At 61.3% G+C, this 24,867-nt stretch carries 29 protein-coding genes; 13 read left to right on the top strand and 16 right to left on the bottom strand.

The genetic code is table 11. The features are described 5' to 3' along the window. Complete coding sequence (locus ACEVJK_RS03080) at positions 1–846, bottom strand: tyrosine-type recombinase/integrase (RefSeq protein WP_186852168.1); 846 nt, start codon at positions 844–846, stop codon at positions 1–3. A 334-nt stretch (positions 847–1,180) separates the two neighbouring features. Here ACEVJK_RS03080 and ACEVJK_RS03085 point away from each other — a divergent pair, with 334 nt between their 5' ends. The 7 genes from ACEVJK_RS03085 to ACEVJK_RS03115 all read left to right on the top strand — a co-directional run bounded on the left by ACEVJK_RS03085 (position 1,181) and on the right by ACEVJK_RS03115 (position 7,346). Beyond that, positions 1,181–2,458 (top strand): dihydroorotase, encoded by a 1,278-nt coding sequence (locus ACEVJK_RS03085; protein ID WP_147570943.1) that lies wholly within the window; start codon positions 1,181–1,183, stop codon positions 2,456–2,458. Positions 2,459–2,489: 31 nt separating this feature from the next. Further along, positions 2,490–3,413 (top strand): orotidine-5'-phosphate decarboxylase, encoded by a 924-nt coding sequence (gene pyrF, locus ACEVJK_RS03090; protein WP_147570944.1) that lies wholly within the window; start codon positions 2,490–2,492, stop codon positions 3,411–3,413. 50 nt (positions 3,414–3,463) lie between these two features. Continuing rightward, positions 3,464–4,030, top strand: a complete 567-nt coding sequence (locus tag ACEVJK_RS03095; RefSeq protein WP_186852170.1) for a hypothetical protein — start codon at positions 3,464–3,466, stop codon at positions 4,028–4,030. A 46-nt stretch (positions 4,031–4,076) separates the two neighbouring features. Then, positions 4,077–4,853, top strand: coding sequence for a dihydroorotate dehydrogenase electron transfer subunit (locus tag ACEVJK_RS03100; RefSeq protein WP_147570946.1), 777 nt, complete (start codon positions 4,077–4,079; stop codon positions 4,851–4,853). Beyond that, on the top strand, positions 4,846–5,766 hold the full coding sequence (locus tag ACEVJK_RS03105) for a dihydroorotate dehydrogenase (RefSeq protein WP_240286866.1): 921 nt from the start codon (positions 4,846–4,848) through the stop codon (positions 5,764–5,766). Before ACEVJK_RS03100 ends, ACEVJK_RS03105 begins: the two co-directional genes overlap by 8 nt. Before the next feature lie 70 nt (positions 5,767–5,836). Next, positions 5,837–6,154, top strand: coding sequence for a DUF1622 domain-containing protein (locus ACEVJK_RS03110; RefSeq protein ID WP_147570948.1), 318 nt, complete (start codon positions 5,837–5,839; stop codon positions 6,152–6,154). A 37-nt stretch (positions 6,155–6,191) separates the two neighbouring features. Further along, positions 6,192–7,346 carry a bifunctional histidine phosphatase family protein/GNAT family N-acetyltransferase gene (locus tag ACEVJK_RS03115; protein WP_147570949.1) on the top strand — a complete coding sequence of 385 codons (1,155 nt, stop codon included), beginning with the start codon at positions 6,192–6,194 and terminating at the stop codon, positions 7,344–7,346. Between the two features lie 8 nt (positions 7,347–7,354). Here ACEVJK_RS03115 and ACEVJK_RS03120 read toward each other — a convergent pair whose 3' ends face one another. Continuing rightward, positions 7,355–7,618, bottom strand: coding sequence for a hypothetical protein (locus ACEVJK_RS03120; protein WP_147570950.1), 264 nt, complete (start codon positions 7,616–7,618; stop codon positions 7,355–7,357). 85 nt (positions 7,619–7,703) lie between these two features. Between ACEVJK_RS03120 and ACEVJK_RS03125 the strand changes: the two genes are divergently transcribed. Then, on the top strand, positions 7,704–7,922 hold the full coding sequence (locus ACEVJK_RS03125; RefSeq protein WP_262669491.1) for a helix-turn-helix domain-containing protein: 219 nt from the start codon (positions 7,704–7,706) through the stop codon (positions 7,920–7,922). A gap of 61 nt (positions 7,923–7,983) precedes the next feature. On the opposite strand, the gene ACEVJK_RS03130 is transcribed toward ACEVJK_RS03125, so the two are convergent. Continuing rightward, entirely contained in the window at positions 7,984–8,601 is a 618-nt protein-coding gene (locus tag ACEVJK_RS03130) for a tRNA1(Val) (adenine(37)-N6)-methyltransferase (protein ID WP_374739942.1), read from the bottom strand. A 110-nt stretch (positions 8,602–8,711) separates the two neighbouring features. Here ACEVJK_RS03130 and rsmI point away from each other — a divergent pair, with 110 nt between their 5' ends. Further along, a complete protein-coding gene (rsmI, locus tag ACEVJK_RS03135; RefSeq protein ID WP_262669489.1) occupies positions 8,712–9,542 on the top strand; it encodes a 16S rRNA (cytidine(1402)-2'-O)-methyltransferase in 831 nt (276 codons plus the stop codon). 47 nt (positions 9,543–9,589) lie between these two features. Here the strand turns inward: rsmI and ACEVJK_RS03140 are convergent, their stop codons facing one another. After that, positions 9,590–9,850 (bottom strand): AbrB/MazE/SpoVT family DNA-binding domain-containing protein, encoded by a 261-nt coding sequence (locus ACEVJK_RS03140; protein ID WP_186852175.1) that lies wholly within the window; start codon positions 9,848–9,850, stop codon positions 9,590–9,592. A 237-nt stretch (positions 9,851–10,087) separates the two neighbouring features. On the opposite strand from ACEVJK_RS03140, the gene ACEVJK_RS03145 reads away from it, so the two are divergent. Then, positions 10,088–10,666: a nucleoside recognition domain-containing protein gene (locus tag ACEVJK_RS03145; protein WP_147571002.1), complete on the top strand. Its 579-nt coding sequence runs from the start codon at positions 10,088–10,090 to the stop codon at positions 10,664–10,666. 82 nt (positions 10,667–10,748) lie between these two features. Further along, positions 10,749–11,273 carry a spore maturation protein gene (locus ACEVJK_RS03150; RefSeq protein WP_374739943.1) on the top strand — a complete coding sequence of 175 codons (525 nt, stop codon included), beginning with the start codon at positions 10,749–10,751 and terminating at the stop codon, positions 11,271–11,273. 38 nt (positions 11,274–11,311) lie between these two features. Here ACEVJK_RS03150 and ACEVJK_RS03155 read toward each other — a convergent pair whose 3' ends face one another. The 6 genes from ACEVJK_RS03155 to ACEVJK_RS03180 form a co-directional block, all read right to left on the bottom strand. Beyond that, complete coding sequence (locus ACEVJK_RS03155; protein WP_240286860.1) at positions 11,312–12,661, bottom strand: DUF1576 domain-containing protein; 1,350 nt, start codon at positions 12,659–12,661, stop codon at positions 11,312–11,314. A gap of 31 nt (positions 12,662–12,692) precedes the next feature. After that, entirely contained in the window at positions 12,693–13,601 is a 909-nt protein-coding gene (gene ribF, locus ACEVJK_RS03160; RefSeq protein ID WP_147571003.1) for a riboflavin biosynthesis protein RibF, read from the bottom strand. A 62-nt stretch (positions 13,602–13,663) separates the two neighbouring features. Then, on the bottom strand, positions 13,664–14,533 hold the full coding sequence (truB, locus tag ACEVJK_RS03165) for a tRNA pseudouridine(55) synthase TruB (RefSeq protein WP_186852177.1): 870 nt from the start codon (positions 14,531–14,533) through the stop codon (positions 13,664–13,666). Next, a complete protein-coding gene (locus ACEVJK_RS03170) occupies positions 14,526–15,473 on the bottom strand; it encodes a bifunctional oligoribonuclease/PAP phosphatase NrnA (RefSeq protein ID WP_147571005.1) in 948 nt (315 codons plus the stop codon). Before ACEVJK_RS03170 ends, truB begins: the two co-directional genes overlap by 8 nt. Beyond that, entirely contained in the window at positions 15,470–15,856 is a 387-nt protein-coding gene (rbfA, locus tag ACEVJK_RS03175; RefSeq protein ID WP_240286853.1) for a 30S ribosome-binding factor RbfA, read from the bottom strand. Before rbfA ends, ACEVJK_RS03170 begins: the two co-directional genes overlap by 4 nt. Positions 15,857–15,895: 39 nt before the next feature. Then, positions 15,896–16,117 (bottom strand): helix-turn-helix domain-containing protein, encoded by a 222-nt coding sequence (locus tag ACEVJK_RS03180; protein ID WP_186852180.1) that lies wholly within the window; start codon positions 16,115–16,117, stop codon positions 15,896–15,898. Between the two features lie 89 nt (positions 16,118–16,206). On the opposite strand from ACEVJK_RS03180, the gene ACEVJK_RS03185 reads away from it, so the two are divergent. After that, positions 16,207–16,389 (top strand): hypothetical protein, encoded by a 183-nt coding sequence (locus ACEVJK_RS03185; protein WP_374739944.1) that lies wholly within the window; start codon positions 16,207–16,209, stop codon positions 16,387–16,389. Between the two features lie 346 nt (positions 16,390–16,735). Here ACEVJK_RS03185 and infB read toward each other — a convergent pair whose 3' ends face one another. From infB to rimP, 5 genes are all read right to left on the bottom strand, one after another. Continuing rightward, a complete protein-coding gene (infB, locus tag ACEVJK_RS03190) occupies positions 16,736–19,126 on the bottom strand; it encodes a translation initiation factor IF-2 (protein ID WP_262669485.1) in 2,391 nt (796 codons plus the stop codon). Between the two features lie 21 nt (positions 19,127–19,147). Continuing rightward, entirely contained in the window at positions 19,148–19,762 is a 615-nt protein-coding gene (locus ACEVJK_RS03195) for a ribosomal L7Ae/L30e/S12e/Gadd45 family protein (RefSeq protein WP_262669484.1), read from the bottom strand. Next, positions 19,755–20,030, bottom strand: coding sequence for an RNase P modulator RnpM (gene rnpM / locus ACEVJK_RS03200; protein WP_186852429.1), 276 nt, complete (start codon positions 20,028–20,030; stop codon positions 19,755–19,757). Before rnpM ends, ACEVJK_RS03195 begins: the two co-directional genes overlap by 8 nt. A gap of 79 nt (positions 20,031–20,109) precedes the next feature. Further along, positions 20,110–21,288 carry a transcription termination factor NusA gene (gene nusA / locus ACEVJK_RS03205; RefSeq protein WP_147571011.1) on the bottom strand — a complete coding sequence of 393 codons (1,179 nt, stop codon included), beginning with the start codon at positions 21,286–21,288 and terminating at the stop codon, positions 20,110–20,112. A gap of 86 nt (positions 21,289–21,374) precedes the next feature. After that, positions 21,375–21,830, bottom strand: coding sequence for a ribosome maturation factor RimP (rimP, locus tag ACEVJK_RS03210; RefSeq protein ID WP_240286845.1), 456 nt, complete (start codon positions 21,828–21,830; stop codon positions 21,375–21,377). A gap of 304 nt (positions 21,831–22,134) precedes the next feature. Here rimP and ACEVJK_RS03215 point away from each other — a divergent pair, with 304 nt between their 5' ends. After that, positions 22,135–22,551 (top strand): hypothetical protein, encoded by a 417-nt coding sequence (locus tag ACEVJK_RS03215; protein ID WP_374739945.1) that lies wholly within the window; start codon positions 22,135–22,137, stop codon positions 22,549–22,551. 92 nt (positions 22,552–22,643) lie between these two features. Here ACEVJK_RS03215 and ACEVJK_RS03220 read toward each other — a convergent pair whose 3' ends face one another. After that, positions 22,644–24,656: a YgiQ family radical SAM protein gene (locus ACEVJK_RS03220; protein WP_374739946.1), complete on the bottom strand. Its 2,013-nt coding sequence runs from the start codon at positions 24,654–24,656 to the stop codon at positions 22,644–22,646. Positions 24,657–24,867 lie beyond the last annotated feature (211 nt).

Here is a 24,867-nt window from a genome sequence, read left to right on the forward strand (position 1 = left end):
CTAGCAGACCAGACGGAGCCGGTCCAGGGTTCGGATGTGTTCCGCCCCGGAGGTCAGCAGATAGATGCGCGTCGTTTCGATGCTGGAGTGGCCCAGCACATCAGCCAGCTTGACGATATCCCCACAGGCCCGGTAAAAGACGGTGGCAAATAGGTGCCGCAGGTTGTGGGGAAAGACCTTGGACGGCTCCACCCCGGCATGATGGCACAGGTTCTTCATCTCTGACCATATCTGTTTTCTGGACAGGCTTTTGCCGCCGCCGGTGCGAAACACCTCGCCGGAGGCGATTTTTTCTTTTCGGGCATATTTTAGAAGCTTGCGGCACAGCTTGCCCGGAAGCAGAATGGTGCGGATCTTCCCCTTTAGGGATATCTCGGCCCGGCCACTCCGGGCGGCCTCCACGGTGAGATAGCGGACCTCAGACACCCGGACCCCGGTGGCCCCTATGGTTTCCAGTACCAGGGCAAGGCGCTCCCGTCCCAGCAGGCGGGCCGTTTCGATCAGGTGTTCATACTCCTCCCGCGTCAGCTCCCGGGAAGGGTCACGGAATGCCCGCCGCTGGACACGCAGCGCCTTCACCCGGCACTCCTGCCAACCAAAGTAGGAAAAGAAGCTGTTGAGCGCGGACAACATTCCATTTATAGTGGCCGGAGCGTAGCGGCAGGACACCAGATGCTCCTTCCATTCGACTGCCTTCTCTCTGGTCACGGCACGTCCGGCCAGCCAGAATACAAAGCGGTCTACATTTCGCAGATAGTTTTCGACGGTACCGGGGGCGCGCTCCTCCTCCCTCAGATGCTCGCCATACCTGGCAATCTGTTCGGCTGTGATTGTGTGAGCATTCATACTAAGCCCTCCCATCAAAGTAATATTCCTATTTTAACTTGATGAGGCGCTGTTATACGCTCTTATGTTCCCTTTTGTGAAGGCTAAAAAGTGATCAGACAGCAGGCTGCCGGCCCTTGCCCGCTCTCAAAAACGCCCCGCCTTGGCTTTTTGCCAAGGCGGGGCGCTTCTACAAAGCTCTGCGTGCCTGACGGCCTCCCCGCTCCAAATTTAATTGTAAAATCCGTTGCGAAATTTTGCGCCTTCCGCTATAATTTACAGTTAGATAGATATGCGTTTCGGCGCGCCGAAACAACACGGCTGAAAAATAGCTTTTCATTTCCGGAGGGACCTCATGAAACTTTTAATCAAAAACGGGCGGGTGGTCCACCCTGTGACCTCCGCCGTCATACTTCAGGATATCCTGATTGAGGACGGAAAGATCGTCCTGATTGAGCGCGGCCTGGAGGCAGAGGCTGACCAGGTCATCGACGCCTCCGGTCTGGCCGTCTCCCCTGGCCTGGTGGATATGCATGTCCACCTCCGGGACCCCGGCCTCACCTATAAGGAGGATATCATCACCGGCTCCAACGCGGCCGCCCGTGGCGGCATCACCGCCATGGCCTGCATGGCCAACACCAGCCCCACAGTGGACTGCCCCGAGCAGGTCCAGTATGTGCTGGACAGGGCCAACCAGGGCTCTGGGGTCCAGATCTTCCCCATCGCCGCCCTGTCCAAAGGGCTCCGCGGGGAGGAGCCCACCGATGCCGACGCGCTGAAAAAGGCGGGAGCCATAGCTCTGTCGGATGACGGGAACAATGTGGACAACGCAAATCTCATGCGGGATGTATTGATCCAAGCCGGCCAGTTGGACATTCCGGTCCTGTGCCACTGCGAGGACACCTCCATGGTGGAGGGGCGGGCGGTGAATGAGGGCAGCGTATCCCGACAGCTTTGGCTGGAGGGACGGCCCGCCATCGCCGAGGAACTGGTGGTCATGCGGGACGCCATGCTGGCCGAGGAGACCGGGGCCCACGTCCATATCTGCCATGTGTCCACCGCCCGCAGCGTGGAAATCATCCGAAAGATGAAAAAGAAGGGCATCCACATCACCTGTGAGACTTGCCCCCAATACTTCACCCTCACCGAGGACGAGGTGCTGGTCCAGGGTTCCCTGGCACGGGTCAACCCGCCCCTGCGCACCGCCCAGGATGTCAAGGGCATCATCGCCGGCCTGAAGGACGGCACCATAGACGCCATCGCCACTGACCACGCCCCCCACTCCGCCGAGGAGAAGGCCCGCCCCCTTGTCCGGGCGCCCAGCGGCATGATCGGGCTGGAGACCAGTCTGGCCATCACGCTGACCCAGTTGTACCACACGGGCAAAATGGAGCTGCCTGAAATCATCCGCCGCATGAGCACCAACCCCTCTGACATCCTCCACCTGCCCAAGGGTCGGATGTCCCTTGGGGTGGACGGGGACCTAACCATCTTCGATCCCAATGAGGAGTGGACCGTTGACCCGGAGCGGTTCGCTTCCAAGGCCCGGAATACTCCCTTCGGCGGCTGGAAGGTCAAGGGCCGGGTGAAATATACCATTGTCAAGGGCCGGGTCATCTACCGCCAGGCCTGAGCCATCACATAAACAGAGGAGGAAGGACGCTATGTCTTTTGACGTATTACAGGATAAGATACGCGCCATGAAAAACCCCACCGTAGCCGGGCTGGACGCCCGGATTGAGTATGTTCCCGAACACATCCGCCGGGCCGCTTTTGAGGAGCACGGCGTGGGGCTGAAGGGGGCCGCCGAGGCCATCTACCAGTTCAACGCGGGCCTGATTGACGCCCTGTGCGACGTCGTTCCGGCGGTGAAGCCCCAGTCTGCCTACTACGAGAATCTGGGCTGGCAGGGCATGGAGATGCTGGAGCGGACCATCCGCTACGCCAAGAGCAAGGGGCTGTTCGTCATCGCTGACATCAAGCGGGGGGACATCGGCTCCACCGCCGCCGCCTACGCCGAGGGCTGGCTGTCCGGGGCCAGCATCGAGGGCCAGCAGTTCAAGTCCTTTGACGCCGACTGCGTCACCCTGAACGGATATATGGGCTCTGACTCCATCAATCCCTTCCTGAAGGCCGCCAAGGAGGAGGGCAAGTGTGTTTTTGTCCTGGTCAAGACCTCCAACCCCGGCTCCGGCGAGCTTCAGGACATCGTGGCCGGGGACCGGCTGGTCTACCAGGTAATGGGCGACCTCAACGAGCGCATCGCCGCCGGCACCGAGGGCAAATACGGCTATACGATGGCTGGGGCCGTCACCGGAGCCACCTACCCCTCTGACATCCGGGCCCTGCGGAAGCGGCTGGAGCATACCTTCTTCCTGGTCCCCGGTTACGGCGCTCAGGGGGGCACCGCTGACGATGTGCGGTACGCCTTTGACAAATATGGCCACGGGGCCATTGTCAACTCCTCCCGTGGCATTATGTGTGCCTGGCAAAAGACTGGTGGGGATGGCCATGATTTTCAGGAGGCCGCCAGAAACGCCGCCATCGCCATGCGGGATGATATCAAGCAGTTTGTGACCATCGTTTAACGGGAGAGACGGAGGACCCCGCCCCGGTGCGGGAACAAGGAGGCGGTATCATGGCAAATTGTGTCCTATGCGGCCAGAAGCTGGGTATGTTCGACAAGGTAAAGATAGACTTTCATAACACCAAGCAGTCTGTGTGCTCGGACTGTGCCAATCGGCTGGACAATACCGTGGGGCCGGAACGGGCGGAGCTGTTCCGCCAAATTTTGGATTCCCCCTATTTGGAAAACGGGGAGGACATCCGCGCCGACATCAACACTGGCAAGCCCTGCCCTGCCTGCGGCGCCATCCTCCACCGGAAACTGCGGAATTTCTCCATCGGCTCCGACGGGTACGGCGGGCTCTCCTCTTTGGGTCTGCCCAGCTATGAGGTGGACCTGTACGCCTGCCCCCAGTGCGGCAAGGTGGAGCTGTACACCGCCGCCCCTGGCGCCTGGGCCGCGCTGACCGACCAGCCGGAAGCGGAGCAGGTCACCTGTCCCGACTGCGGGACCCGCCACAGCCCCCTGATCGGCTGTCCCAGCTGCGCTGTGCGCCAGGCTGGATTGGGCCGGACTTTCCCCCAGGAGGAGAAGCAGTCTACCAGCAAGAGGTCCAAAAAGGTCCCCTGGGAGAAGTGACTATCCCTTTTCCCGGTTCAACACAGTATAGAAAGCAGAGATGTCTATGAAAGTAGAACGAGAATGTAAGATTGTGTCCAAGGAGCAGGTGGGTGATGCCGTCTATATGACACTGGAGGTGGGAGACATGATCCGCGCCTCCTTCCGGGCCCCCGGTCAGTTCGTCCATATCCGGTGTGGGGAGGGGCTGCTGCTGCGGCGGCCCATCTCGGTGTGCTCCTGTATGGAGGACGAGCCCGACGACCTGTTGTCCATCGTCTTTGAGGTCCGGGGAGAGGGGACCCGGTGGCTGGCCGGCCGGGAGCTGGGGGACAGTCTGGATGTGCTGGGTCTGGCGGGCAACGGCTTTGATCTGAAGCCGGAGGGCCGCTACCTCCTGGTGGGTGGCGGCATCGGCATCCCGCCTATGCTGGGCTGCGCCCAGTACACCGGGGGAAGGGCCACCGCCATCCTGGGAGGCCGCTCCCGGGACAAGATTATTTTAGAGGATTTCTTCCGGGAGGACTGCGCCAAGGTTCTGTGCGCCACTGATGACGGCTCTCTGGGACATCACGGCTTTGTGGACGCCCTGGTCCGCCGGGAGCTGTCTGAGGACAGGGGCTATGACGGAGTGCTGGCCTGCGGCCCCAAGCCCATGCTGCGGAACGTGGCGAAGGTAGCGGAGGAGTTTGGCATCCCCTGCCAGGTGTCTATGGAGGAGCGGATGGGCTGCGGCGTGGGGGCCTGTCTGGTGTGCGCCTGCGACATGGCCGACGGCAGCCGGAAGCATGTATGCAAGGACGGCCCGGTATTTGATTCCAGGGAGGTAGACTGGGATGCCTGATGTGAATTTGTCCGTCACGCTGGCGGGGATGACCATGAAAAATCCGGTGGTGGTGGCCTCTGGTACCTTTGGATTCGGCCGGGAGTACAGCCAGTTTTTTGACCTGTCGGAGCTGGGAGGCATCTGTGCCAAGGGCCTGACTCTGCTCCCACGGGAGGGCAATCCCGCTCCTCGCATCGCGGAAACCCCTATGGGTATCCTCAACTCCGTGGGCCTGCAAAATCCCGGCGTTGACGCCTTTATCACTGAGGAGCTGCCCTTCCTGCGGCAGTACGACACAAAGGTGATCGCCAACATCTCGGGCAACACCCCGGAGGAATACGGCATTATGTGCGAAAAGCTGGCTGGGGCCGGAGTGGACATGATAGAGGTGAACATCTCCTGCCCCAACGTGAAGGCTGGAGGGCTGGCCTACGGCACCCGGCCGGAGCTGGCCGCTGAGGTCACCCATGTGGCCAAGGCCCACGCGGGGCAGGTCCCTGTGATGGTCAAGCTGTCCCCCAATGTCACTGACATCACCGAGATCGCCAGGGCAGTGGAGGGCGCCGGGGCGGACGCCATTTCCCTCATCAACACCATCCGGGGGATGCGGATCGACGTGAACACCCGCCGCCCCATTTTAAAGATGAATACCGGCGGCCTGTCCGGCCCCGCTGTGCTGCCCGTGGCGGTGCGGATGGTGTGGGAGGTGGCCCAGGCTGTCAAGGTGCCCATCTTGGGCATGGGCGGCGTGTCCAAGGGGGAGGACGCGGCCCAGCTGATGCTGGCGGGGGCCAGTGCCGTGGCGGTGGGCACCGCCCTGTTTGCCGATCCCTATACCCCCTTAAAGGTCCGGGACGGGCTGGCCGTCCTCGCCGCCGGGCAGGGCCTTGCGGCGGTCCGGGAGCTGACGGGAAAGGTCCTCCCCTGGTAAGTCGGCCGGGTTGATCTCCTGGAAACCTGCATATACTATCCCATCTCTGTGAAGATGGGAGGATGAGCCTGTGCTCCATCTGGTCATTGAGCGCACCCTGCCCACAGTCATCTCCCTGTGTGAGTTGATGGGCATTTTCGTGGTGGCCGTGTCCGCCCTGGGGGGCTTTTTCCGGTACTGCCGGGGACTGATCACCCACCGGGCGGTCAACATCAAGGCCGACCTGGCCAATGGGTTGGCTACCAGCTTGGAGTTCAAGATGGCCGCCGAGATCCTCAAAACCGTGCTGGTCCGGGACCTGAACGAGCTTCTGGTGCTGGGGGCGGTCATCCTGCTCCGGGCCCTGCTGTCCCTGCTCATCCATTTTGAAATGAGAGGCGGGGGGTGAATGCACCCCCCCCGCCGTACATAAAGGAATGTAGCCTATGACCACCATCTATCTCATCCGCCACGCCGAGGCCGAGGGCAACCTCCACCGGCGCATCCACGGCTGGTATGACGCCTTGATTACAGAAAATGGCTTTGCCCAGATCAAGGCTCTGGAGGATCGCTTTCGGGATATCCACATCGACGCGGTCTGGTCCAGCGACCTGTACCGCACATGTACCACCGCCCGGGCCATCTATGTGCCCAAGGGTCTGCCCCTCCACACTGACCCCCAGCTCCGGGAAATCAATCTGGGGGACTGGGAGGACCAGACTTGGGGGCAGGTGCGGCACTTTGATCCGGCGGGGATGGCGGCCTTCAACCGTAGCGACCCTGCCTGGCGGGCCCCTGGCGGCGAGAGTCTGGCCGAGGCGGGGGATCGGCTGGAGCGGGCCTTGACCTCCCTGGCACGGCAGCACCCCGGTCAGACCGTCGCCGTATTCAGCCATGGCACGGCTATCCGCCAATTTCTCGCCAATGTGAAAGGCATCTCCCCAGAGGACTGGCACACCCTCAGCCACAGCGAGAACACCGCCGTCAACTGCCTCACCTTTGACGGAGAGCGGTTCCAGGTAGTCTTTGACAGCGACGCCTCCCATCTGCCGCCGGAGCTGGCCACCCTGGGTAAGCAAGCCTGGTGGCGGAAGGACAAGCAGAAGGCGGAGGACGTGAACCTGTGGTTCCGCCCCATCCGGTGGGATACCGAGCGGGAGCTGTATCTGGGCGCTCGGCGGGATGCCTGGGAGTCCACCCACGGTCTGGAGATCCCCTTTGATGGCGCGGGCTTCCTCCGGGACGCCCAAAAGCACCTGGACCAGTCCCCCTGGGGGGTGACGGTGGCCATGGCCGGGGAGGAGCCGGTCGGCCTGCTCCAGTTGGACCAGGAGCGGTACAGTACCGACAACGCCGGGTACATCCCCTTCTGCTACATGAACCCTCAGCGGAGGGAGCAAAACTTAGGCGTCCAGTTGGTTGGGCAGGCCGTTTCCTACTTCCGCCCCCTGGGACGGGACAGGCTCCGGCTGCGCTGTGCCCCCTACAACGACCGGGCCCAGCATTTTTACCGCAAGCACGGCTTTGTCAAGATTGGGGAGGAAACGGGGAGCCGGGTCCCCCTGGACATCATGGAGAAGTACATCGGCTACCAGCGGTAGGGCCCCCCTCACCCCAGCATCTGGCGGATCAGCTCCTGCCGGAGGCCCAGTCCGAAGGCGTAGTAGCCCCCCTGGAGGTAGCTGCCAAAGTCGGCCAGCTTGGCGAAATAGTCCTCGTACGCCGGGAGCCCCACCGCCGCCTCGATCTGCCGGGCCGCCTGCTCATACTCCCGTTTGGCGGCCTGATAGGAGGGCACCGTGTCCAGAAAGCGCTCCACCGCCTCGGGCACTTCCCCGTTGAGCCAAAAGAGCTGGGCTAAAAGTTGTTGCATATTTAACACCTCATTTTTATGGACTTTAAGCAAGTATTATTATATACTTGCTTAAAGTAGGTGTCAAGAGATTTCGGAGGGAAATATGGCCCTATTTTGTGAACGGTTGAAATTATTGCGAAAAGAAAGAGGTCTGAAGCAGAGGGAGATGGCCGAACAGCTTGGTCTGGCCCTTAGCTCCTATCAATGCTATGAGTATGCCCAGCGCTTTCCCGACTTCCACGGCCTGATCGCCATCGCTGACTTCTTCGATGTCAGTCTGGACTATTTGGTGGGCCGCTCGAATGTCCGGGAGCGCCGGTGACCTCTCTCCTCCATATGGCAAAACAAAGCCGGGACCGTCCACAAACGGTCCCGGCTCTGTTTTATCCTTCGATGGTCAGCCCCGGCTTCCCCTGCCGCACCCCCTCCACCAGCAGGAGGGAGGGCGGATGGCCCGGCCCGTGGGACACCAGTTTGAGCCGCTTAGGCTCCAGCCCGCTGGCCCGGAGGATGCACACCACATCCGTCAGCCGTTCAGGCCGGTGGCACAGGGCAAACCGCCCCCCATTCCGCACCAGTCGGGCGGCGGCGGCGCACAGCTCCTCCAGGGCACAGTGTTCCTCGCTCCGAGCGGCACCGCCGCTCCCTCCACTGCCCAGGGAAAAATAGGGTGGGTTGGACACCACCAGGTCAAAGGCCCCGGCAGGCAGAGGGACGGACCGCAGGTCAGCGGGCAGGATCTCCCCCGCCAGACCGTTGCGCTCCAGATTGTTCCGGGCGGTTCGGGCGGACAGGGGGTCCAGCTCCACCCCGGTAAGGGACAGGCCCTCCGCCCTCCGGGCCAGCAGCAAAAGCAGGACGCCGCTCCCCGTTCCCAGGTCACACACCCGCCACCGGGGCCGCACAGTAGCGAACTCCCCCAGGGCAAGGGCGTCGCCCCCCAGTGGAAATACCCCTTCCGGCCAGGAAAGGTTGTAAGGGCCAAGCTGTTCCGTCTTCATGAGCTTTCTCCCGCCTCTCTCAAACAGATAAGAAAAGAATACCACAAAAGAGAGAACTATGGTATAATACGGAGGAATCTTTTGACACTGACAGAGGAGGCGAAGGGCATATGGCCGGAACCTTATATCTGGTCCCCACCCCCATTGGCAATCTAGGGGATATCTCCCAGCGGATGGCGGACACCCTGGCTCAAGCGGACTTCATCGCCGCCGAAGACACACGGGTATCCATCAAACTGCTCAATCACCTGGGGCTGAAAAAGCCCATGGTGTCCTATCACCGCCACAATACCGACAGCGGCGGCCGGGCGGTGCTGGACCGGCTGCTGGCTGGAGAGAATTGCGCCCTGGTGACCGACGCAGGGATGCCCGCCATCTCCGACCCCGGCGAGGAGCTGGTGGCCCAGTGCGCCGCCCTGGGGATCCCAGTGTGTCCCATCCCTGGTCCCTGTGCCCTGGTAGCCGCTCTGGCGGCCTCCGGCCAGCCCACAGGCCGCTTCACCTTTGAGGGCTTTTTGCCCATGAACAAGAAAAACCGCCGCTCCCACCTGGACTCCCTTCGGGGGGAGGAACGGACCATGGTGTTCTATGAGGCCCCCCACAAGCTGGCTGCCACCCTCCGGGACCTGGCGGACACCTTTGGAGCGGACCGCCCCATCTCCCTATGCCGGGAGCTCACCAAGCTCCATGAGGAGATCCGCCGCGCCACCCTGGGGGAAGCGGCCGACTACTATCGGGACAACACCCCCAAGGGGGAGTTCGTGCTGGTGGTCCGGGGCTCAGAGCCGACGGAGGAGGGCGAGGTCACCCTGGAGGACGGGCTGCTGCTGGTGGACCGCCTGCGGGGAGAGGGACTATCCCTCCGGGACGCTGTCCGCCAGGCGGCCAAAGAGCTGGGCCTGCCCCGGAAGCAGCTCTATGACCGGGCCGTGGACCGATGAAAAACAAACAGGCAGTCATCCGTTTGGATGACTGCCTGTTTTTGTCTTCACTCCAGGTCGGACTGGCTCAACAGCTGAAGGCCCGCGGCACATTTGCGGCAGACATTTTTCCCCCGGAACGAAAAAATGTCCTTCTCACTATCACAAAAGACGCAGGAAACCTGATACTTTCTCAAAACGATGCTGGGCCCATCCATATAGATCTCCAGCGGATCTTTCTCCTCGATCCCCAAAGTACGGCGCAGCTCGATGGGCAGTACGACCCGGCCCAGTTCGTCCACTTTCCTCACGATACCGGTGGATTTCATCGCTCTCTTCCTTTCTATATATTTCTCCGGCCCACGGGGAGGGGGCCGGCGGATTGTTTGAAATCATTGTATTGGTTAAAGTTTACTTTGTCAATGTTTTCCTGTCGAAAAAGGGCGAAAAGGAAAAATTTACCTGATATTTTCCTAATTTTTGTCCCATATTTATCCAATTCTCAAAAGGCAGGCATACCGGCCGGGGCCCGCCCGTATAAATGGGGACAAGAGGGGGTGGGCAGTATGACGATGACGGTAATCTGGACAGGGATGGTGGTCATCTCTGTGCTGTGCGGTCTGGCCACCGGCCGAGGGCCGGAGGTGGCCGCCGCCGCGGTGGAGGGCACCTCGGCAGCGGTGGAGCTGTGCCTCTCCATCGCCGGGATGATGTGCCTGTGGACCGGAGTGATGGAGGTCATGCGCCGGTCCGGTCTGGCCGATCGGCTGTCCCGCCTGCTGGGTCCGGTGCTCCGACGGCTCTTTCCCCAGATGGCCCGGGATCGGGCGGTGATGGACAGCATCTCCGCCAATGTTTCGGCCAACCTTCTGGGACTGGGAAATGCCGCCACTCCCCTGGGACTGGAGGCCGCACGGGGCATGGCCAAAAAGAGCCCCGGCGTGGCCTCGGACAGTTTGTGTATGCTGGTGGTGTGCAATACCGCCTCCATCCAGCTCATCCCCACCACAGTGGCCACCGTGCGGGCGGCGGAGGGGTGCGCCTCTCCCTTTGACATTCTTCCAGCGGTGTGGCTGGCTTCCGCCCTGTCTGTGAGTGTGGGGATTCTGATGTGCAAAATCTTGGCAAAGCTCTGGCCAGAGTGAGTTTGGCTTATTCTGGCCGCCGCCTGTTTTTTCCCCTTGAACTCTATTCAAATCTGTTTCCGTCAGGGAGGTCTTCCGGACTGTGCAGCTCTTTTTCAACATGATCGTCCCCTTTACCATCTGTGGGGTGGCCCTCTATGGGGCCTTTCATCGGGTGGATGTGTACTCCTCCCTGGTCCAGGGAGCGGGGGAGGGCCTGTCTACTCTGGTCCGCATCGTCCCCTCTCTGGTGGGGCTGATGACGGCGGTCTATATGCTCCGAGCCTCCGGCACCCTGGAGCTGGCCGCCCTGGCTCTGGCCCCTCTGCTGGAGCGGGTGGGACTGGACCCGGAGCTGCTGCCCCTGATGCTGGTCCGGCCCATCAGCGGCTCCGCCGCCCTGGGTGTAGGCGCGGAGCTCATTTCCACCTACGGTCCCGACTCCCAGCTGGGCCGGACGGCGGCGGTAATGCTGGGCTCTACAGAAACCACCTTCTACACCATCGCCGTCTATTTCGGGGCCGTTGGCATCACCCGTACCCGGTACGCTGTCCCGGCGGCCCTTTGCGCCGATCTCACCGGCTTTCTGGCCGCCTCTTGGGCTGTGGGCCTGCTGTTTGGAGGATAAGAAAGAGGATGCGGGAACCGTCCCGCATCCTCTTTTTGCTATGTATCGTCCTCTTCGGTCAGCTGCTGTGGGTCCGGAGGCACCAGGGGCTCATCGTGCTCCAGGGGGTCAAAGTAATCCTGATCCTGGATGACAGGCTTGCGGTGCCGGGCGATGGCGACGATAGTGGCATAGAGCACAATGGCCACCAATCCGCCGGAGAAGCCGTTGTTGTACAAGTTCATCCCCGCCACTGGGGAGCCGGTATACAGCACCACCGAGGAGTGGATGAAGCCGGCCAGCACTCCATAGGGCCAGCCGAAGTACCCGGACACCGGGGCCAAGGTGGTGCAGAACAGGCAGGCCAGTTGGACCGCCGGGTCATTGAGAGACCAGTGCATCACAAGGCTGCCCAAAAAGACGCCTCCCATCACTGGGATGATATTGAAGGCATGTTTACCAAAGGCGGAGAAACCCATGATGGTCAGGATGCCGCCGATGGTCGGACCGTTGAGTTCGCCCCCTCCGGCCAGAATAAAGGTCATCCCAATCAGGCCGTTGACTCCCGTGTTGATAAGCACTGGGGCGGCGCCAAACATACGAAGATAATCGCTGGGGGCACGGCCGCTGGTCTGGAGCAGACGACGGTATCCCGCCCACGCCGCCCACACCGGCCTTTTGCAGAAAAACAGCCCGGCCAGAATCAGCAGCAGGCACAGGGCGGCCAGCATGGGGGCGAAAATATGGTCATAGCCAGTCGCCCACCGATAGTAGGTGGTGGGATCGGCCCCCATGGAGCTCATGAGGGGAACCAGGATAAAGGCCACCAGCCCACAGGCAAAGCCGATGTTGTACAGGTTCATACCATTTTGCACCTTGTAGGTATAGGCCGAAAGCGGCGGCATAATGAAGCCAATGAGCACTCCTACCAGCACCCCGGAGGCGGGGGTCCCCCAGCCGTTGTCCAGGGCGATGTAGCTGACCACTGGGGCTAGGGCGGTAGCCATCAGGCCAGTGGCGGCGTATTTGCCGAAGGGCTCCTTCCGGCTCTTGGCATACAGCCAGCTGCCCAGCAGTATGGGCCAGATGTTCACCGGGTTTTTGCCGAACAAGGAAAAGCCGGACATCAGGCCGATGACCACCAGGCTCATTCCGTTCAGGGGCTCCCGTGAGGCCCGGAGGACCAGAATGGAAATGGCGGTCACCAAGGCGGAGTTGACCAGAGCCGGCCCCGGCCCGGACACTAGGATATAGTCGGTGATCAGGGCGTCCTCCGTGAGGACGATACGGGCCAGGCCGGACAGCACATCCCTGGGACCGGCCCACACCAGACCAGTAAAAAACAGGATAGCGGTGTAGATCCATAGGCAGGGGTACATCTTTTCATAGCGCCAGTGGTGATGTTCCAATGGACAAGCCTCCTTTCTTTCCGGGGGCGGGTCAGTTCAGGGAGCGGAAATAGGCTCGGGTCTGATCGGCGTTGCGTCCAATCTCGTCCGCCAGGGCCTCCAGGGAGGGAAACCGGCGCTCTCCCCGCAGGCGCTTGAAGAACTCCACCCGGATCTCATGGCCGTACAGGTCCCCATCAAAGTCCAGGATATAGCTCTCCACCGTCACTCGGCCGTCGTTGTCCTCTACCGTGGGCCGGACGCCTACATTTGTCACGCCGTTCCGGCACTGGCCGTCGAACCAGACGCGAGTGGCGTACACCCCAAAGGCCGGGACGATAACCCCTGCCGGCACCCGCAGATTGACCGTGGGAAACCCCAGGGCGGAGCCGCCGATCTTCTTCCCATGGGCCACCCGGTCGGTGAGCGTATGGGGGTGGCCCAGAAACTCCCCAGCCCGCTCCATCTCCCCCTGGGCCACCAGGGTACGGATATAGGTGGAGGAGATGGTGATGCCGTCCTGCTCCACCCTGCCGATGATGTCACACCCCAGGCCGAGCTGGGCGCATTTCTCCCGCAGCCGCTGGGGATTTCCTTTCCCCATATAGCCGAAGTGGAAGTCATGCCCAGCCACCACATGGACCACATTCAGCTCCCGAACCAGATAGTCGGTGATAAAATCCTGCCAGTCCATCCGCTGCATGGCGTCAAAGGAGGCCACTATCACCTCCTGGATGCCGTAGTACCGGCGCATGAGCCAGATTCGATCTTCCACACTGCTCAACAGCGGGACCATCTGTCCAGTGATGACGGCGGTAGGGCTTCGGTCGAACGTAAAGGCGCAGGGAGCGGCCTCCAGCTTGTCGGCGGCAGTCCTCACCGCCCGGAGCAGCTCTCCGTGGCCCAGATGAACCCCGTCGAAAAAACCCAGGGCAATCACACGTTTTGGTTTATCTGCCATATCTCTTTTCTCCTCTGCCGCCCGACGGCGTGCGTCCGGGCGCTGTTTCCATAGGGGGCCAGTCAAACCTGGAAAAAACTTTTGATTGTCGTCAGCTTGCCGCTCCCAGCCCGACACAGGGCCAGAAATTCACCATTCTGGCCATACACCCGATATTCTCCGGTCGCTAACCTGGGCATAACCACTGTCATGCCGTTGCGGACTTTCCGCTCTGCCGCTGGGTCTAGGACCAGCTTCTCCCGGTCAGCAAAAAAGGCGTCCACAGGGCGCAGCAGGGCCGCTGGGTCGGCCGCCTCCCCTGCCTGGTCTAAGGTCAGGGCATCCTCCAGGCCGAAGCCGGCAGCCATTGTCCGCCGCAGGGAGGACATACATCCGCCGCAGCCCAGGGCCATCCCGATATCGTGGCACAGGGTCCGGACATAGGTGCCCTTGGAGCACCGCACCCGGATGGTAAACTCGTCGGGGGCGCTCTGCCCTTCCACCATAAGGGAGCGGATGGTCACCGGCCGGGGCGGCCGCTCTACTTCCCTCCCTTTCCGGGCCAACTCGTAGAGCTTTTTTCCATTAATCTTAATGGCGGAATACATGGGAGGCACCTGGAGGATATCTCCCCGAAACTGCCCCAGCACCTCCTCCAGCCGGTCCGGCGTAACGGAAACCGGGCGCCGCTCTTCCACCTGGCCGCTGGTATCCTGGGTATTGGTGATAACTCCAAGTTTTAATCCAGCAATATATTCCTTATCGGACTTATCAGCAAACTCCACCGCCCGTGTGGCCCGGCCGACGAACACCGGGAGCACTCCGGTCGCCATGGGGTCCAGTGTGCCGGCATGGCCCACCCGCTTCTCATGAAGGATACCTCGGAGCTTGGCGCACACGTCCATACTCGTCCAGCCCTGTGGCTTATCGATGATAACGATCCCATTAGCCATTCCGCACCTGCTCAATCGCGTCGATGACTGCCTGACGGGCCTGGGCCATAGTACCCTGAATGGTGGCTCCGGCGGCGGCGGCGTGGCCGCCGCCGCCCATCCGGGCGCAGACGGCGCTGGCGTTCAGGTCCCCTGGGTCGGTACGAAGAGACAGCTTGCATACCCCCGGCTCCAGCTCCCGCAGGGTCACCCCGGTCTTGACGCCCTCCACTTGGCCCACAAAGGCAGAGATATCTTCGATATCCCGCTCCTGGGCCCCTACCTGGGAGAGCATATCCAGAGTCAGAAAGACCAGCGCCGTTTCTCCTCTATCCCGCAGTTCCATCCCGGCGGCCAGCAGTCCCTCCAGTTTCAGCCGCTTGAAGGACTTTGTCCGGAAATGCCGCCGATTGACAGGATAGGGGTCAAAGCCGCTGTCCATCAGGTCGGCGGCGACACGGTGGGTGGCGGCGGTGGTATTGCTGTAAACAAAGCAGCCGCAGTCTGTGGAAACAGCCACATACAGGGCCTCCCCTATCTCTGGAGAAATCTGGCAGAAATGTTGTACGATCTCATACATCAACTCGCCGCAGGCGGCTTTTTTTTCATCCAGACAGGTCTCATGGGCGAAAAACTCTTGGGACGGGTGGTGGTCGATGGCCAAGTCCACCCGGTCTACATATTTCACAGCATTGTCTGGAAACAGGGAGCGGGCGGCGATATCCACCGAAATCACCGTTTTGGGCTCATAGCCCGACCGGGCCAGCAGTCCCTCCAGATAGGGGGTAAAAAGGGAGGTAGCCTCTGGATTTTCCAGCACATAGGCCTCCTTCCCAACCCGGCGCAGAGCCCGGCACAGGCCGGCGGCACAGCCGATGGTATCCCCGTCGGGACGCAGGTGGGTCAGGATCAAAAAGTTATCGCGGGCCATTAAAAATTCGGCCGCCTGTTTGGCTGTCATATGCCCTTGTCCTCCTGATAGGGATTGTCCGGGTTGACCGGCTTGACCACCTCAGGGTCCCGGAGCAGCTCCAGGATGTGGGCTCCCTTGACAATGGAGTCGTCCTGGACAAAGGACAGCTCTGGGGTGTAGCGCAGCTGGAGCGCCCGGCCCAGCTCCCGGCGCAGATAGCCGGAGGCGGACCTCAGCCCCTTGAGCACCTGGGCGCAGTCCCCCTTGTCCAGTACGGAGATATAGACCTTGGCGTACCGCAGATCCGGTGTGGTCTCCACCGCCGTTACTGAGATCATGCCGGTAACCCGTGGATCTTTTACATTGGGGATCAGAGAAGCCAGCTCCCGCTGGATCTCCTCATTGATCCGGCCGATTCGATTGCTTGCCATAAATGTTTCCTCCTTTTGGGGATGTCTTCGGGCAGAGGTTCACCGCTCCTCGTCCTGAAAGCCCAGCAGATAGTCGGCGGACACCTGGTAGTGCTCGCAGATCAGAGCAAATTTTTCAAGGGTCGTACTTCTCTTCCCGGTTTCCATATCACTAATCTGTGTAATAGTCACATCTAATATAGCAGCCAAATCTCCTTGGTTTTCATTGGCCCGCTTTCGAAGTATCCGCAGACGTTCCCCGAATTGATTTTTATTGAACACAAAATTCCCCCTTGACTTTTAGCTAAAAGCTGATATACTAAAGACGATTAAGCTTATAGCTAAATTTACGTGAGGTGAATAGGATGACTATGCTCTTTGAACTCTTGTACCATTACTGGTGTGTCCCGTACGACCCGGAGCGTTTCCCGGAATACCTACGCAAAGATCCGGTCCACGCCTATGGGCAGTACGCCTTTGAGGAGGGCTTTAAGCTGGGGGCCCAGCTGACCTGTCTCTCCCTTCACAATCCGTATATGCAGACGCTGGAATAAGCGGCACAGGGCGGGCACTTTGTGCCCGCCCTGTGCCATATTGTATTATACAATGATTTTCGGAAGATTAAAAGGGAAATTTTCAGGCCGGGGCCGCCTTCGGCGGCCTTTTCCCTTAAACCTCGATCTGTTCCATAACGAAGGCCTCGATAATGTCGCCCTCTTTGATATCCTGGAACTTCTCGAAGGTGATGCCGCATTTCCCCACGGGATGTCCCATCCCGCGGGGACCCCTTTGATTTGAAATGCTCGGGCGGAATAAATCCGCCCTCCGCAAATCTCAGCCTTTGGCTTCGATTTTACGCGCCAAAGGGCGCGCCCCGCTACGCGGGGTACTCATGCGCCATCAGCGCTCCACTTCCTCCATCAGGAAGGCCTCAATGACGTCGCCTTCCTTGATGTCCTGGAACTTCTCGAAGGTAATGCCGCATTCGTAGCCGGCGGCCACCTCCTTGACGCTGTCCTTGAATCGCTGGAGGGAGGCAATAGCGCCATCGTAGATCACGATGTTGTCCCGGAGCAGGCGCATCTGAGCGTTGCGCTGCATCTTTCCGTCCAACACATAGCAGCCGGCCACCATGCCCACGCCGGTGATACGGAACACGTTGCGGACTTCGGCCCGGCCCAGCTCCACTTCCTTGAACTTGGGCGCCAGCATCCCCTTCATGGCCGCCTCGATCTCGTTGATGGCGTCGTAGATGACCCGGTACATCCGCATATCCACATGATTGCGGGCGGCGTTCTCCTTGGCGTTGGCGTCCGGGCGGACATTAAAGCCTACGATGATGGCCCCGGAGGTGGTGGCCAGCATCACGTCGCTCTCGCTGATAGCGCCTACAGCGCAGTGGATGACCCGGACCCGGACCTCCTCGTTGGACAGCTTCTCCAAGCTGGCCTTCACCGCCTCGGCAGAGCCCTGGACGTCGGCCTTGACAATGACGTTTAGATTCTTCATCTCCCCGGCCTGGATCTGGCTGAACAGATCCTCCAGAGATACCTTGCCCACAGGGGCGGAGGCCGCGTTCTTCTGTTCGTGCTTGCGCTGCTCCACCAGTTCACGGGCCATGCGCTCGTCGGCCACGGCGTGGAAGTCGTCGCCAGCGCCGGGCACCTCGCCCATGCCGATGATCTCCACAGGGACGGAGGGACCGGCCTCGGTCAGCTTGCGGCCCTTGGCGTCAGTCATGGCGCGGACACGGCCTACGGCGGTTCCGGCGATGATCACGTCGCCCTGCTTCAGGGTCCCGTTCTGGACTAGCAGGGTGGCGATGGGGCCGCGGCCCTTGTCCAGCCGGGCCTCAATGACCGCGCCGTGAGCGGAACGGTTGGGGTTGGCCTTCAGCTCCCGCATCTCGGCGGTGAGGACCACCATGTCCAGCAGGTTGTCAATGCCCATGCCTGTCTTGGCGGAGATAGGACAGACAATCGTTTCGCCGCCCCACTCTTCGGGCACCAACTCATACTCGGTGAGCTGCTGCATGATGCGGTCGGGGTTGGCGGTTGGCTTATCCATCTTGTTAATGGCCACAATAATAGGGATCTCGGCGGCCTTGGCGTGGTTGATGGACTCCACGGTCTGGGGCATAATGCCGTCATCAGCGGCTACCACCAGGATGGCCACGTCAGTAATCATGGCGCCACGGGCCCGCATGGCCGTAAATGCCTCGTGGCCGGGGGTATCCAGGAAGGTGACCGGGCTGCCCTTTACCTCCACCTGGTAGGCGCCGATGTGCTGGGTGATGCCGCCCGCCTCGCCGGACACCACGTTGGCGTTGCGGATGTAGTCCAGCAGGGAGGTCTTGCCGTGGTCCACGTGGCCCATGACCACCACCACGGGGGCACGGGGCTCCAGATCCTCGGCCTTGTCCTCGGCGGTGTCGATGAGCTTCTCCTCGATGGTGACGATGACCTCCTTCTCCACCTTGCAGCCCATCTCCTCGGCGATGATGGCGGCGGTGTCGAAGTCGATGATCTCGCTGAGAGAGGCCATCACACCGTTTTTCATCAGGCACTTGACCACCTCGGCGCCCGTTTTCTTCATCCGGGAAGCCAGCTCGCCCACGGCGATCTCGTCGGGGATCAGGACCTTGACCGGAGCCTTCTTGGCGATCTCAAGCTGGAGGCGGCGCATCCGGTCCTGCTCCTCCTGCTTGCGCTTGTTGCCGAAGGAGCCCGCCTGCTTACCGCCCCGCTGGCGCTGGGCGTTGCGGCCCTGGAACTTCTGCTTTCCACCCCGGTCCTGCTGCTTCTGATCCGTAAAGGACTCCAGGCGCTCGTCGTACTTATCCAGGTTGACGGTGCCACTGCCCCTGGTATCCACCACCTTCTTCTCCCTGGTGGTGGGGCGGGGCGCCGACTGCTGCTGCTTGGCCTGATGCTGCTGAGTCTGGGACTGGGGCTGGGGCTGACGGCCCTGCTGAGGCTGGGCGGCCTGCTGGCCCTTCTGCTCGGCTTTGGGCTGCTCCCTGACCTCTGCCTTAGGGGCGGAGGGAGCGGGCTTTTTGGCATCGGGGTCATGGTAGATATCAGCATAGACCGATTCAATGGAGTCAATCTGGTTATTTTGAGTCAGATACTCAAAGACGATGGACAGCTCCTCGTCGGTCAAGGGCTGCATATGGTTCTTAGGCGGGTGTCCATACTGGGTCAAGATGTCCATGACCGCCTTGGAGGGCAGGTCCTTGCCTCCCTTTTTAAAATCCTTTGCTACTTTATGGAGCGGATATTTTATCATCATAGATAGAAGCCACCTCGTTTCTTAGCTATCATGCCGGAGCTTACCAGACAGGCGCCGGCCGCCGGGGCCTGTCTTGCGGGTACGGTCAGTCCGGCGGCCGCCGGTCTTGGCCAAACGGGGCCCGCTCCCCTCTTGGGGAGCCTTGGGTCCAGCTTTTTTCCTGGCGGGGGCAGGGGGGGCCTCCTCCCTCTTGGGAGGCGGGGCCCAGGGCTTTCGTTTGCCCTCCCGCAGGTTTTTCTCGTGCTGCCGCTTCTCCCGCTGACGCTGGAGGGCCCGGTCGGCCTTCTCCCGGATCTGCTGGGCGGCGGGGCCGTATTTTTCCGGATCGCGGGCGGCCAGCTTCTCCAGGATGGAGGCGGCAAAGCCCGAATCTGCCAGGGCGACCATGGCACAGGACGAGCGGCCCAGCGCCAGCCCCAGTTCCGCTTTGGAAAAGGGGAGGGCCAGCCAGAGCACGTTGCCCGCCTGGCCGAAATGGGCGGCCCTTCGGCAGGTGTTAGGGGCGGCGTCAGCGGCCAGCAGCACCAGCTTGGCCTGCCGGGCCCGGCACAGGGCCCCCACCGGCTCCTCACCGACCTCCAGCCTGCCGGCCTTTTTGGCCAAGCCCAGCAGGTGGAGGATGGGATCATTAGCCATCCGCCGGCACCTCCTTCATCTGCTCCTCCAGCCCAGACCAGACCTCATCGGGCATCTGGGCGGAGAAAGCCCGCTCCAGTGCTCTGGCCTTTCTGGCCTTTTTCAGACAGTCTGGATTGGGGCACAGATAGGCTCCCCTACCGGGCAGCTTGCCCTTAAAGTCCAGGGACACCTTTCCCTCAGGGGAACGGACCACCCGGATCAGCTCCATTTTTGGTTTCATTTCCCGGCAGCCAAGACATTGGCGCATGGGAATCTTCTTGGGCACGGTCCGCACCACCCTTTTGGTCAGAGTTGAGAGCAGCGAGCTAAGATAGGAGATATCTTCACTCTCCACTCGATTCAAATCAGGCTTCTTCCGGAGCCTCAGCGTTATCGTTCTCAGTGATCTCCCCCGCAGGCAGGTCCTCCTCAAGAGCCTCAATGGGCTCCAGGGGGGCGGAGGCGGGCTTGATGTCGATCTTATATCCAGTCAGCTTGGCGGCCAGGCGGGCGTTCTGCCCCTCCTTGCCGATGGCCAGGGAGAGCTGGTCGTCGGGCACCACCACCCGGCAGCTCTTGCCGTCGGGCAGCTCCTCCACCGAGAGAACGTCGGCGGGGGACAGGGCGGCGGCGATATACTCCGCCGGGTCCTCAGACCACTTGATAATGTCCATCTTCTCGCCCTTCAGCTCATCCACAATGGTGTTGACCCGCTGGCCCCGGGGGCCGACGCAGGCGCCGATGGGGTCCACGTTGGGGTCGGCAGACCAGACGGCCAGCTTGGTGCGGGAGCCGGCCTCCCGTGCCACAGACTTGACCTCCACGGTGCCGTCATAGATCTCAGGCACCTCCAGCTCGAACAGCCGCTTGACCAGTCCAGGGTGGGTCCGTGAGATGAGAACCTGGGGACCCTTGCTGTTGGGACGGACCTCCACGACATAGACCTTCAGCCGCTGGCCCTCCACATACCGCTCGCCCTTCACCTGCTCATTGGCGCCCAGATAGGCGTCGGTGAACTCAGAGCCGGAGTGGATGCGCAGGGACACGGCACCGTTCCGGGGATCGATACGGGTAACCACACCGGTAACCAGCTCCTGCTCCTTGGAGCAGAACTCGTCATAGATCATCCCCTGCTCCGCCTCACGGATGCCCTGGATAATGACTTGGCGGGCGGTCTGCGCGGCTACCCGGCCGAAGTTCCGGGGCTTGATCTCCATGCGGACCACATCGCCCAGTTGGGCCTGGGGCAGGGCGTTTCGTGCCTCGTCCAGGCTGATCTCCGTGGCGGGGTCGTCCACCACCTCCACCACTTCCTTCTTCAAAAACAGGCGGACAGTGGCGGTCTCCTCATTGGCCTCGATGACCAGATTTTCCCCCATCCCCTCGTGGTCCTTCTTATAGGCGGACAGAAGGGCCTGGGTAATCTTCTCCATCATATAGCCGGGCTTGATGCCCTTCTCCTGCTCGATCTGGGCGATGGCGGCAAAGAACTCCTTGCCGTCCAGCTCATTGCTGTTGACTTTTTTGGTTGCTCTCTTAGCCACGATAGTTTCCTCCTAAAACAGCGGAAGCGCCGCCGTTCATTGTATAGCTTTTGCGCAGCGGGCCGCCCCAATGGCGGTCGTGTCCGTCAAAACCGGGGATACAGCCGGACCAGGGCGATCTCCTTCTTTTCAAAGTCCACCGGGCTGCCGCCCACCTCCAGGGTCACATTTCCGTCCTCAAAGGCACGGAGCAGACCCACATGGTCTTTGCGGCCATCTCTGGGGCGGTAGAGCTTTACCTCCACCTCGGCCCCCAAGAATTGGGCGAAATGATCCGGCTTTTTCAACACTCGGTCCGCCCCGGCAGAGGACACCTCAAAAGTGTAGCTGCCCTCAATGGGATCGGCCTCGTCCAGCAGGTCGGACAGGGGCCGGGAAACCGCCTCGCAGTCATCGATGGACACGCCGCCCTCCTTATCGATGTAGACGCGGAGGAACCACTCCCCCGCCTCCTTCACATATTCCACATCCCAGAGGGTGCATCCAGCCCCCTCCACCACGGGGAGGGCCAACGCGGCCACGGTATCGGTAACTTTTGCCATAAAGTTCCTCCTATTTTGCCCCTCACTCCCGGAGGTTCGGCCCATTTGGTCAATCAAAAAGAGCGGAGCCTTGACCCCACTCTCACCAATACTACCTTAATAACATCATGACTATACCACAAACCAAGGCGGATTGCAAGAGCTGGAGAAAAGTTTTTTCCAGATCAAGGGCTTTTTCCAGCGCAAAACATAGAAAAAATTGTCAATGAGAACAGTCATTACCGGATTTTTCGGCAGACAAAAGACACATACTACCACCCGGATGGAACTTCCGTTGGACAAACAGGACGGGAGGAAGTTGAGAATGAAACGATATCTAATGGCTCTTGGCCTGGCTGTGACCATGGTGGCCACCCTGGCCTCCTGCGGCAACACGGACGGGAATACCAACAGCGGTACCAATGGCCCTGCCAACGGCTCTGTGTCCGGTTCCGCCCAGACCAGAAACCGGCGTACCACCTATGACCGCAGCAACGCCTATGACTATCTGGAGGACGGCCGCTATTCTGCTGACGCCAATGGGCGAGTATACGGCAGCCGGAACGACAACATGGGCCGAGACCTGACCCAGGGAGCGCGGGATCTGATCCGCGGAGCCGGTGATGCCATCGGCGACGTGGGCCGGGGTATCGGCGATGCCGCCCGAGACATCACTGGCGGGACCACCGGCACCCCCAGCTGGGAGCCTAATCCCGGTAACCGGAGCACGATGAATTATTAAAAAAGAGGCAAACCCCAAAGGGGTCCGGCAAAACCAGTTTGCCGGACCCCTTCTCATTCTATTCACGTCTTTTTTCAGCCCGGTCCAGGGTCTCATTTCTTGCGGCCTCCCTTTTTGGGCTTGGCCTTAGCCCAGCCCGCCTTACGGGCCGGACGGGCCTCCTTCTTCTCCACCCTCTGCCGGCTGTGCACGCTCTCCCGCCGGGTGGTGCCGACGCCTTTCTTGCCAGCTGATTGGCCGCCGCCCTTTCCCTTGGCGGCTGGAGCCCGCTCCCCCGGTCCGTCCGAGGAGCGCGCTCCTCTGTCCGGTCGGACCAGACAGTGCTTGCCGTAGCCGATCAGGTCCTCCCGGCCCGTCCGGTGGAGGGCCTCCAGCACCAGCTTACGGTTTTGGGGCTTGCGCCACTGCATCAGCGCCCGCTGGAGGGCCTTGTCGTGGGGCGTCTTAGGGACGAACACCGGCTCCATAGTCCGGGGGTCCAATCCGGTGTACCACATGCAGGTGGCCAGGGTGCCCGGTGTGGGATAGAAGTCCTGCACCTGTTCAGGCATATGGCCCTGCCTGTTCAGCCACTCGGCCAGCTTTACCGCGTCCTCCAGAGTGCAGCCTGGATGGGAGGAGATGAGGTAGGGCACCAGATACTGGTCCTTGCCATACCGCCGGTTGAGCTTAAAATACTTTTCTCGGAATTTTTCATATACCTCAATGTGGGGCTTTCCCATGTAGTCCAGAGTATGGGCCACACAGTGCTCCGGCGCCACCTTGAGCTGGCCAGAGATGTGGTGCTGGACCAGGTCGGTAAAAAACTCCCCGCTGGGGTCCTTCATCAGATAGTCAAACCGGATGCCGGATCGGATGAACACCTTTTTCACCTTGGGGATCTCCCGCAGCTTGCGCAGCAGCAGCATATAGTCGGTGTGGTCCGCATCCAGGTTAGGACAGGGCTCCGGGGCCAGGCAGGCCCGGTTTTTGCACATCCCGTGCTTGAGCTGCTTCTGGCAGGAGGGCCGGCGGAAGGTGGCCGAGGGGCCGCCTACATCGTGGATATAGCCCTTGAAGCCGGGGTGCTCCGTCAGGGCCTTCACCTCACGGATGACCGACTGGTGGCTTCGGCAGGAGATGGTCCGTCCCTGGTGAAAGGCCAGGGAGCAGAAGTTGCACGCCCCAAAGCATCCCCGGTTGTGGGTGACGGAGAAGCGCACCTCCTCGATGGCGGGCACGCCCCCCATCTCGTCGTACATGGGGTGGGGCTCCCGGACATAGGGCAGCTCGGCCACCCGGTCCATTTCCTCTGTAGTCAGGGGGAAGGCCGGGGGATTGACCAGCAGGAACTGGCGGCCGTGCTTTTGCAGGATGGCCCTACCCACCACAGCGTCATGCTCCTGATACTCCACCATATTAGCCTTGGCGTAGGCCTCCTTAGAGGCGGACACCTCCTCGAAGGAGGGCACCTCCACCCTGGGATATATACACACATCCGGGTACTTCACCGCCACACAGGTGCCCCGCACATCGGTGATCTCCCCCACCGGAGTGCCACTGGCTAGCCGGGCGGCGATCTCGATGGTGGCCCTCTCCCCCATACCGTAGGTCAGCAGGTCCGCCTGGGCGTCGAAGAGGATGGAGCGGCGCACCTTGTCCTCCCAGTAGTCGTAGTGGGCGAAGCGGCGCAGGCTGGCCTCCAGTCCGCCGATGACCAGGGGGATGTCCCCAAAGACCTCCCGCACCCGGTTGGAGTAGACAATGGTGGCGTGGTCGGGGCGCAGGCCCGCTCGCCGTCCGGGGGAGTAGGCGTCATCATGGCGGCGCTTTTTGGCGGCGGTGTAGTGGGCCACCATGGAGTCGATATTGCCCGCGGAGAGGAGCACCCCCAGCCGGGGCCGCCCCAGGGCGGCAAAGGCTTCCGGGTCCCTCCAGTCGGGCTGGGCCAGCATGGCCACCCGATAGCCCTCGGCCTCCAGCACCCGGCCGATGATAGCCGGACCGAAGGAGGGGTGGTCCACATAGGCGTCCCCGGTAATTAGCAGAAAGTCATAAAAGTCCCAGCCCCGGCGCTCCATATCCTGGATGCTCACCGGCAGGAACCGCTCTCGGTCAAAACTCATGGTCATTTCCTCGATTTCATGAAAATCAGGGTAAAACAGCGCGCAGTCCTCGCCCCAGGCCCTCCGCCACCGCCCATGGGGAGGCAGCAGGATCGAGCTCCCGGCCCCATCATGATCTTCAGCCGGCGGGCCAACAGCATAGAGATCACTCTCTCAAGAAAGAGCATATCACACCAGGGGCGGAATTACCACTGTTTTCTCCCGTCCAGAC

Origin of the sequence: Flintibacter sp. P01028, from assembly GCF_041925235.1 — a bacterium.
Lineage (GTDB): Bacteria > Bacillota > Clostridia > Oscillospirales > Oscillospiraceae > Lawsonibacter > Lawsonibacter aceti.

Excerpts from the sequence above, each read along its gene's own strand:
- ACEVJK_RS03105 (WP_240286866.1), top strand. The coding sequence starts at position 4,846 with ATGCCTGATGTGAATTTGTCCGTCACGCTGGCGGGGATGACCATGAAA.
- rbfA (WP_240286853.1), bottom strand. The coding sequence starts at position 15,856 with ATGGCAAGCAATCGAATCGGCCGGATCAATGAGGAGATCCAGCGGGAG.
- ACEVJK_RS03085 (WP_147570943.1), top strand. The coding sequence starts at position 1,181 with ATGAAACTTTTAATCAAAAACGGGCGGGTGGTCCACCCTGTGACCTCC.
- ACEVJK_RS03215 (WP_374739945.1), top strand. The coding sequence starts at position 22,135 with ATGAAACGATATCTAATGGCTCTTGGCCTGGCTGTGACCATGGTGGCC.
- ACEVJK_RS03130 (WP_374739942.1), bottom strand. The coding sequence starts at position 8,601 with ATGAAGACGGAACAGCTTGGCCCTTACAACCTTTCCTGGCCGGAAGGG.
- ACEVJK_RS03140 (WP_186852175.1), bottom strand. The coding sequence starts at position 9,850 with ATGAAATCCACCGGTATCGTGAGGAAAGTGGACGAACTGGGCCGGGTC.
- ACEVJK_RS03080 (WP_186852168.1), bottom strand. The coding sequence starts at position 846 with ATGAATGCTCACACAATCACAGCCGAACAGATTGCCAGGTATGGCGAG.
- rsmI (WP_262669489.1), top strand. The coding sequence starts at position 8,712 with ATGGCCGGAACCTTATATCTGGTCCCCACCCCCATTGGCAATCTAGGG.
- ACEVJK_RS03095 (WP_186852170.1), top strand. The coding sequence starts at position 3,464 with ATGGCAAATTGTGTCCTATGCGGCCAGAAGCTGGGTATGTTCGACAAG.
- ACEVJK_RS03120 (WP_147570950.1), bottom strand. The coding sequence starts at position 7,618 with ATGCAACAACTTTTAGCCCAGCTCTTTTGGCTCAACGGGGAAGTGCCC.
- ACEVJK_RS03220 (WP_374739946.1), bottom strand. The coding sequence starts at position 24,656 with ATGAGTTTTGACCGAGAGCGGTTCCTGCCGGTGAGCATCCAGGATATG.
- ribF (WP_147571003.1), bottom strand. The coding sequence starts at position 13,601 with ATGGCAGATAAACCAAAACGTGTGATTGCCCTGGGTTTTTTCGACGGG.
- ACEVJK_RS03125 (WP_262669491.1), top strand. The coding sequence starts at position 7,704 with ATGGCCCTATTTTGTGAACGGTTGAAATTATTGCGAAAAGAAAGAGGT.
- rimP (WP_240286845.1), bottom strand. The coding sequence starts at position 21,830 with ATGGCAAAAGTTACCGATACCGTGGCCGCGTTGGCCCTCCCCGTGGTG.
- ACEVJK_RS03115 (WP_147570949.1), top strand. The coding sequence starts at position 6,192 with ATGACCACCATCTATCTCATCCGCCACGCCGAGGCCGAGGGCAACCTC.
- ACEVJK_RS03170 (WP_147571005.1), bottom strand. The coding sequence starts at position 15,473 with ATGACAGCCAAACAGGCGGCCGAATTTTTAATGGCCCGCGATAACTTT.
- ACEVJK_RS03145 (WP_147571002.1), top strand. The coding sequence starts at position 10,088 with ATGACGATGACGGTAATCTGGACAGGGATGGTGGTCATCTCTGTGCTG.
- ACEVJK_RS03185 (WP_374739944.1), top strand. The coding sequence starts at position 16,207 with ATGCTCTTTGAACTCTTGTACCATTACTGGTGTGTCCCGTACGACCCG.
- pyrF (WP_147570944.1), top strand. The coding sequence starts at position 2,490 with ATGTCTTTTGACGTATTACAGGATAAGATACGCGCCATGAAAAACCCC.
- ACEVJK_RS03195 (WP_262669484.1), bottom strand. The coding sequence starts at position 19,762 with ATGGCTAATGATCCCATCCTCCACCTGCTGGGCTTGGCCAAAAAGGCC.
- truB (WP_186852177.1), bottom strand. The coding sequence starts at position 14,533 with ATGGCTAATGGGATCGTTATCATCGATAAGCCACAGGGCTGGACGAGT.
- infB (WP_262669485.1), bottom strand. The coding sequence starts at position 19,126 with ATGATGATAAAATATCCGCTCCATAAAGTAGCAAAGGATTTTAAAAAG.
- ACEVJK_RS03100 (WP_147570946.1), top strand. The coding sequence starts at position 4,077 with ATGAAAGTAGAACGAGAATGTAAGATTGTGTCCAAGGAGCAGGTGGGT.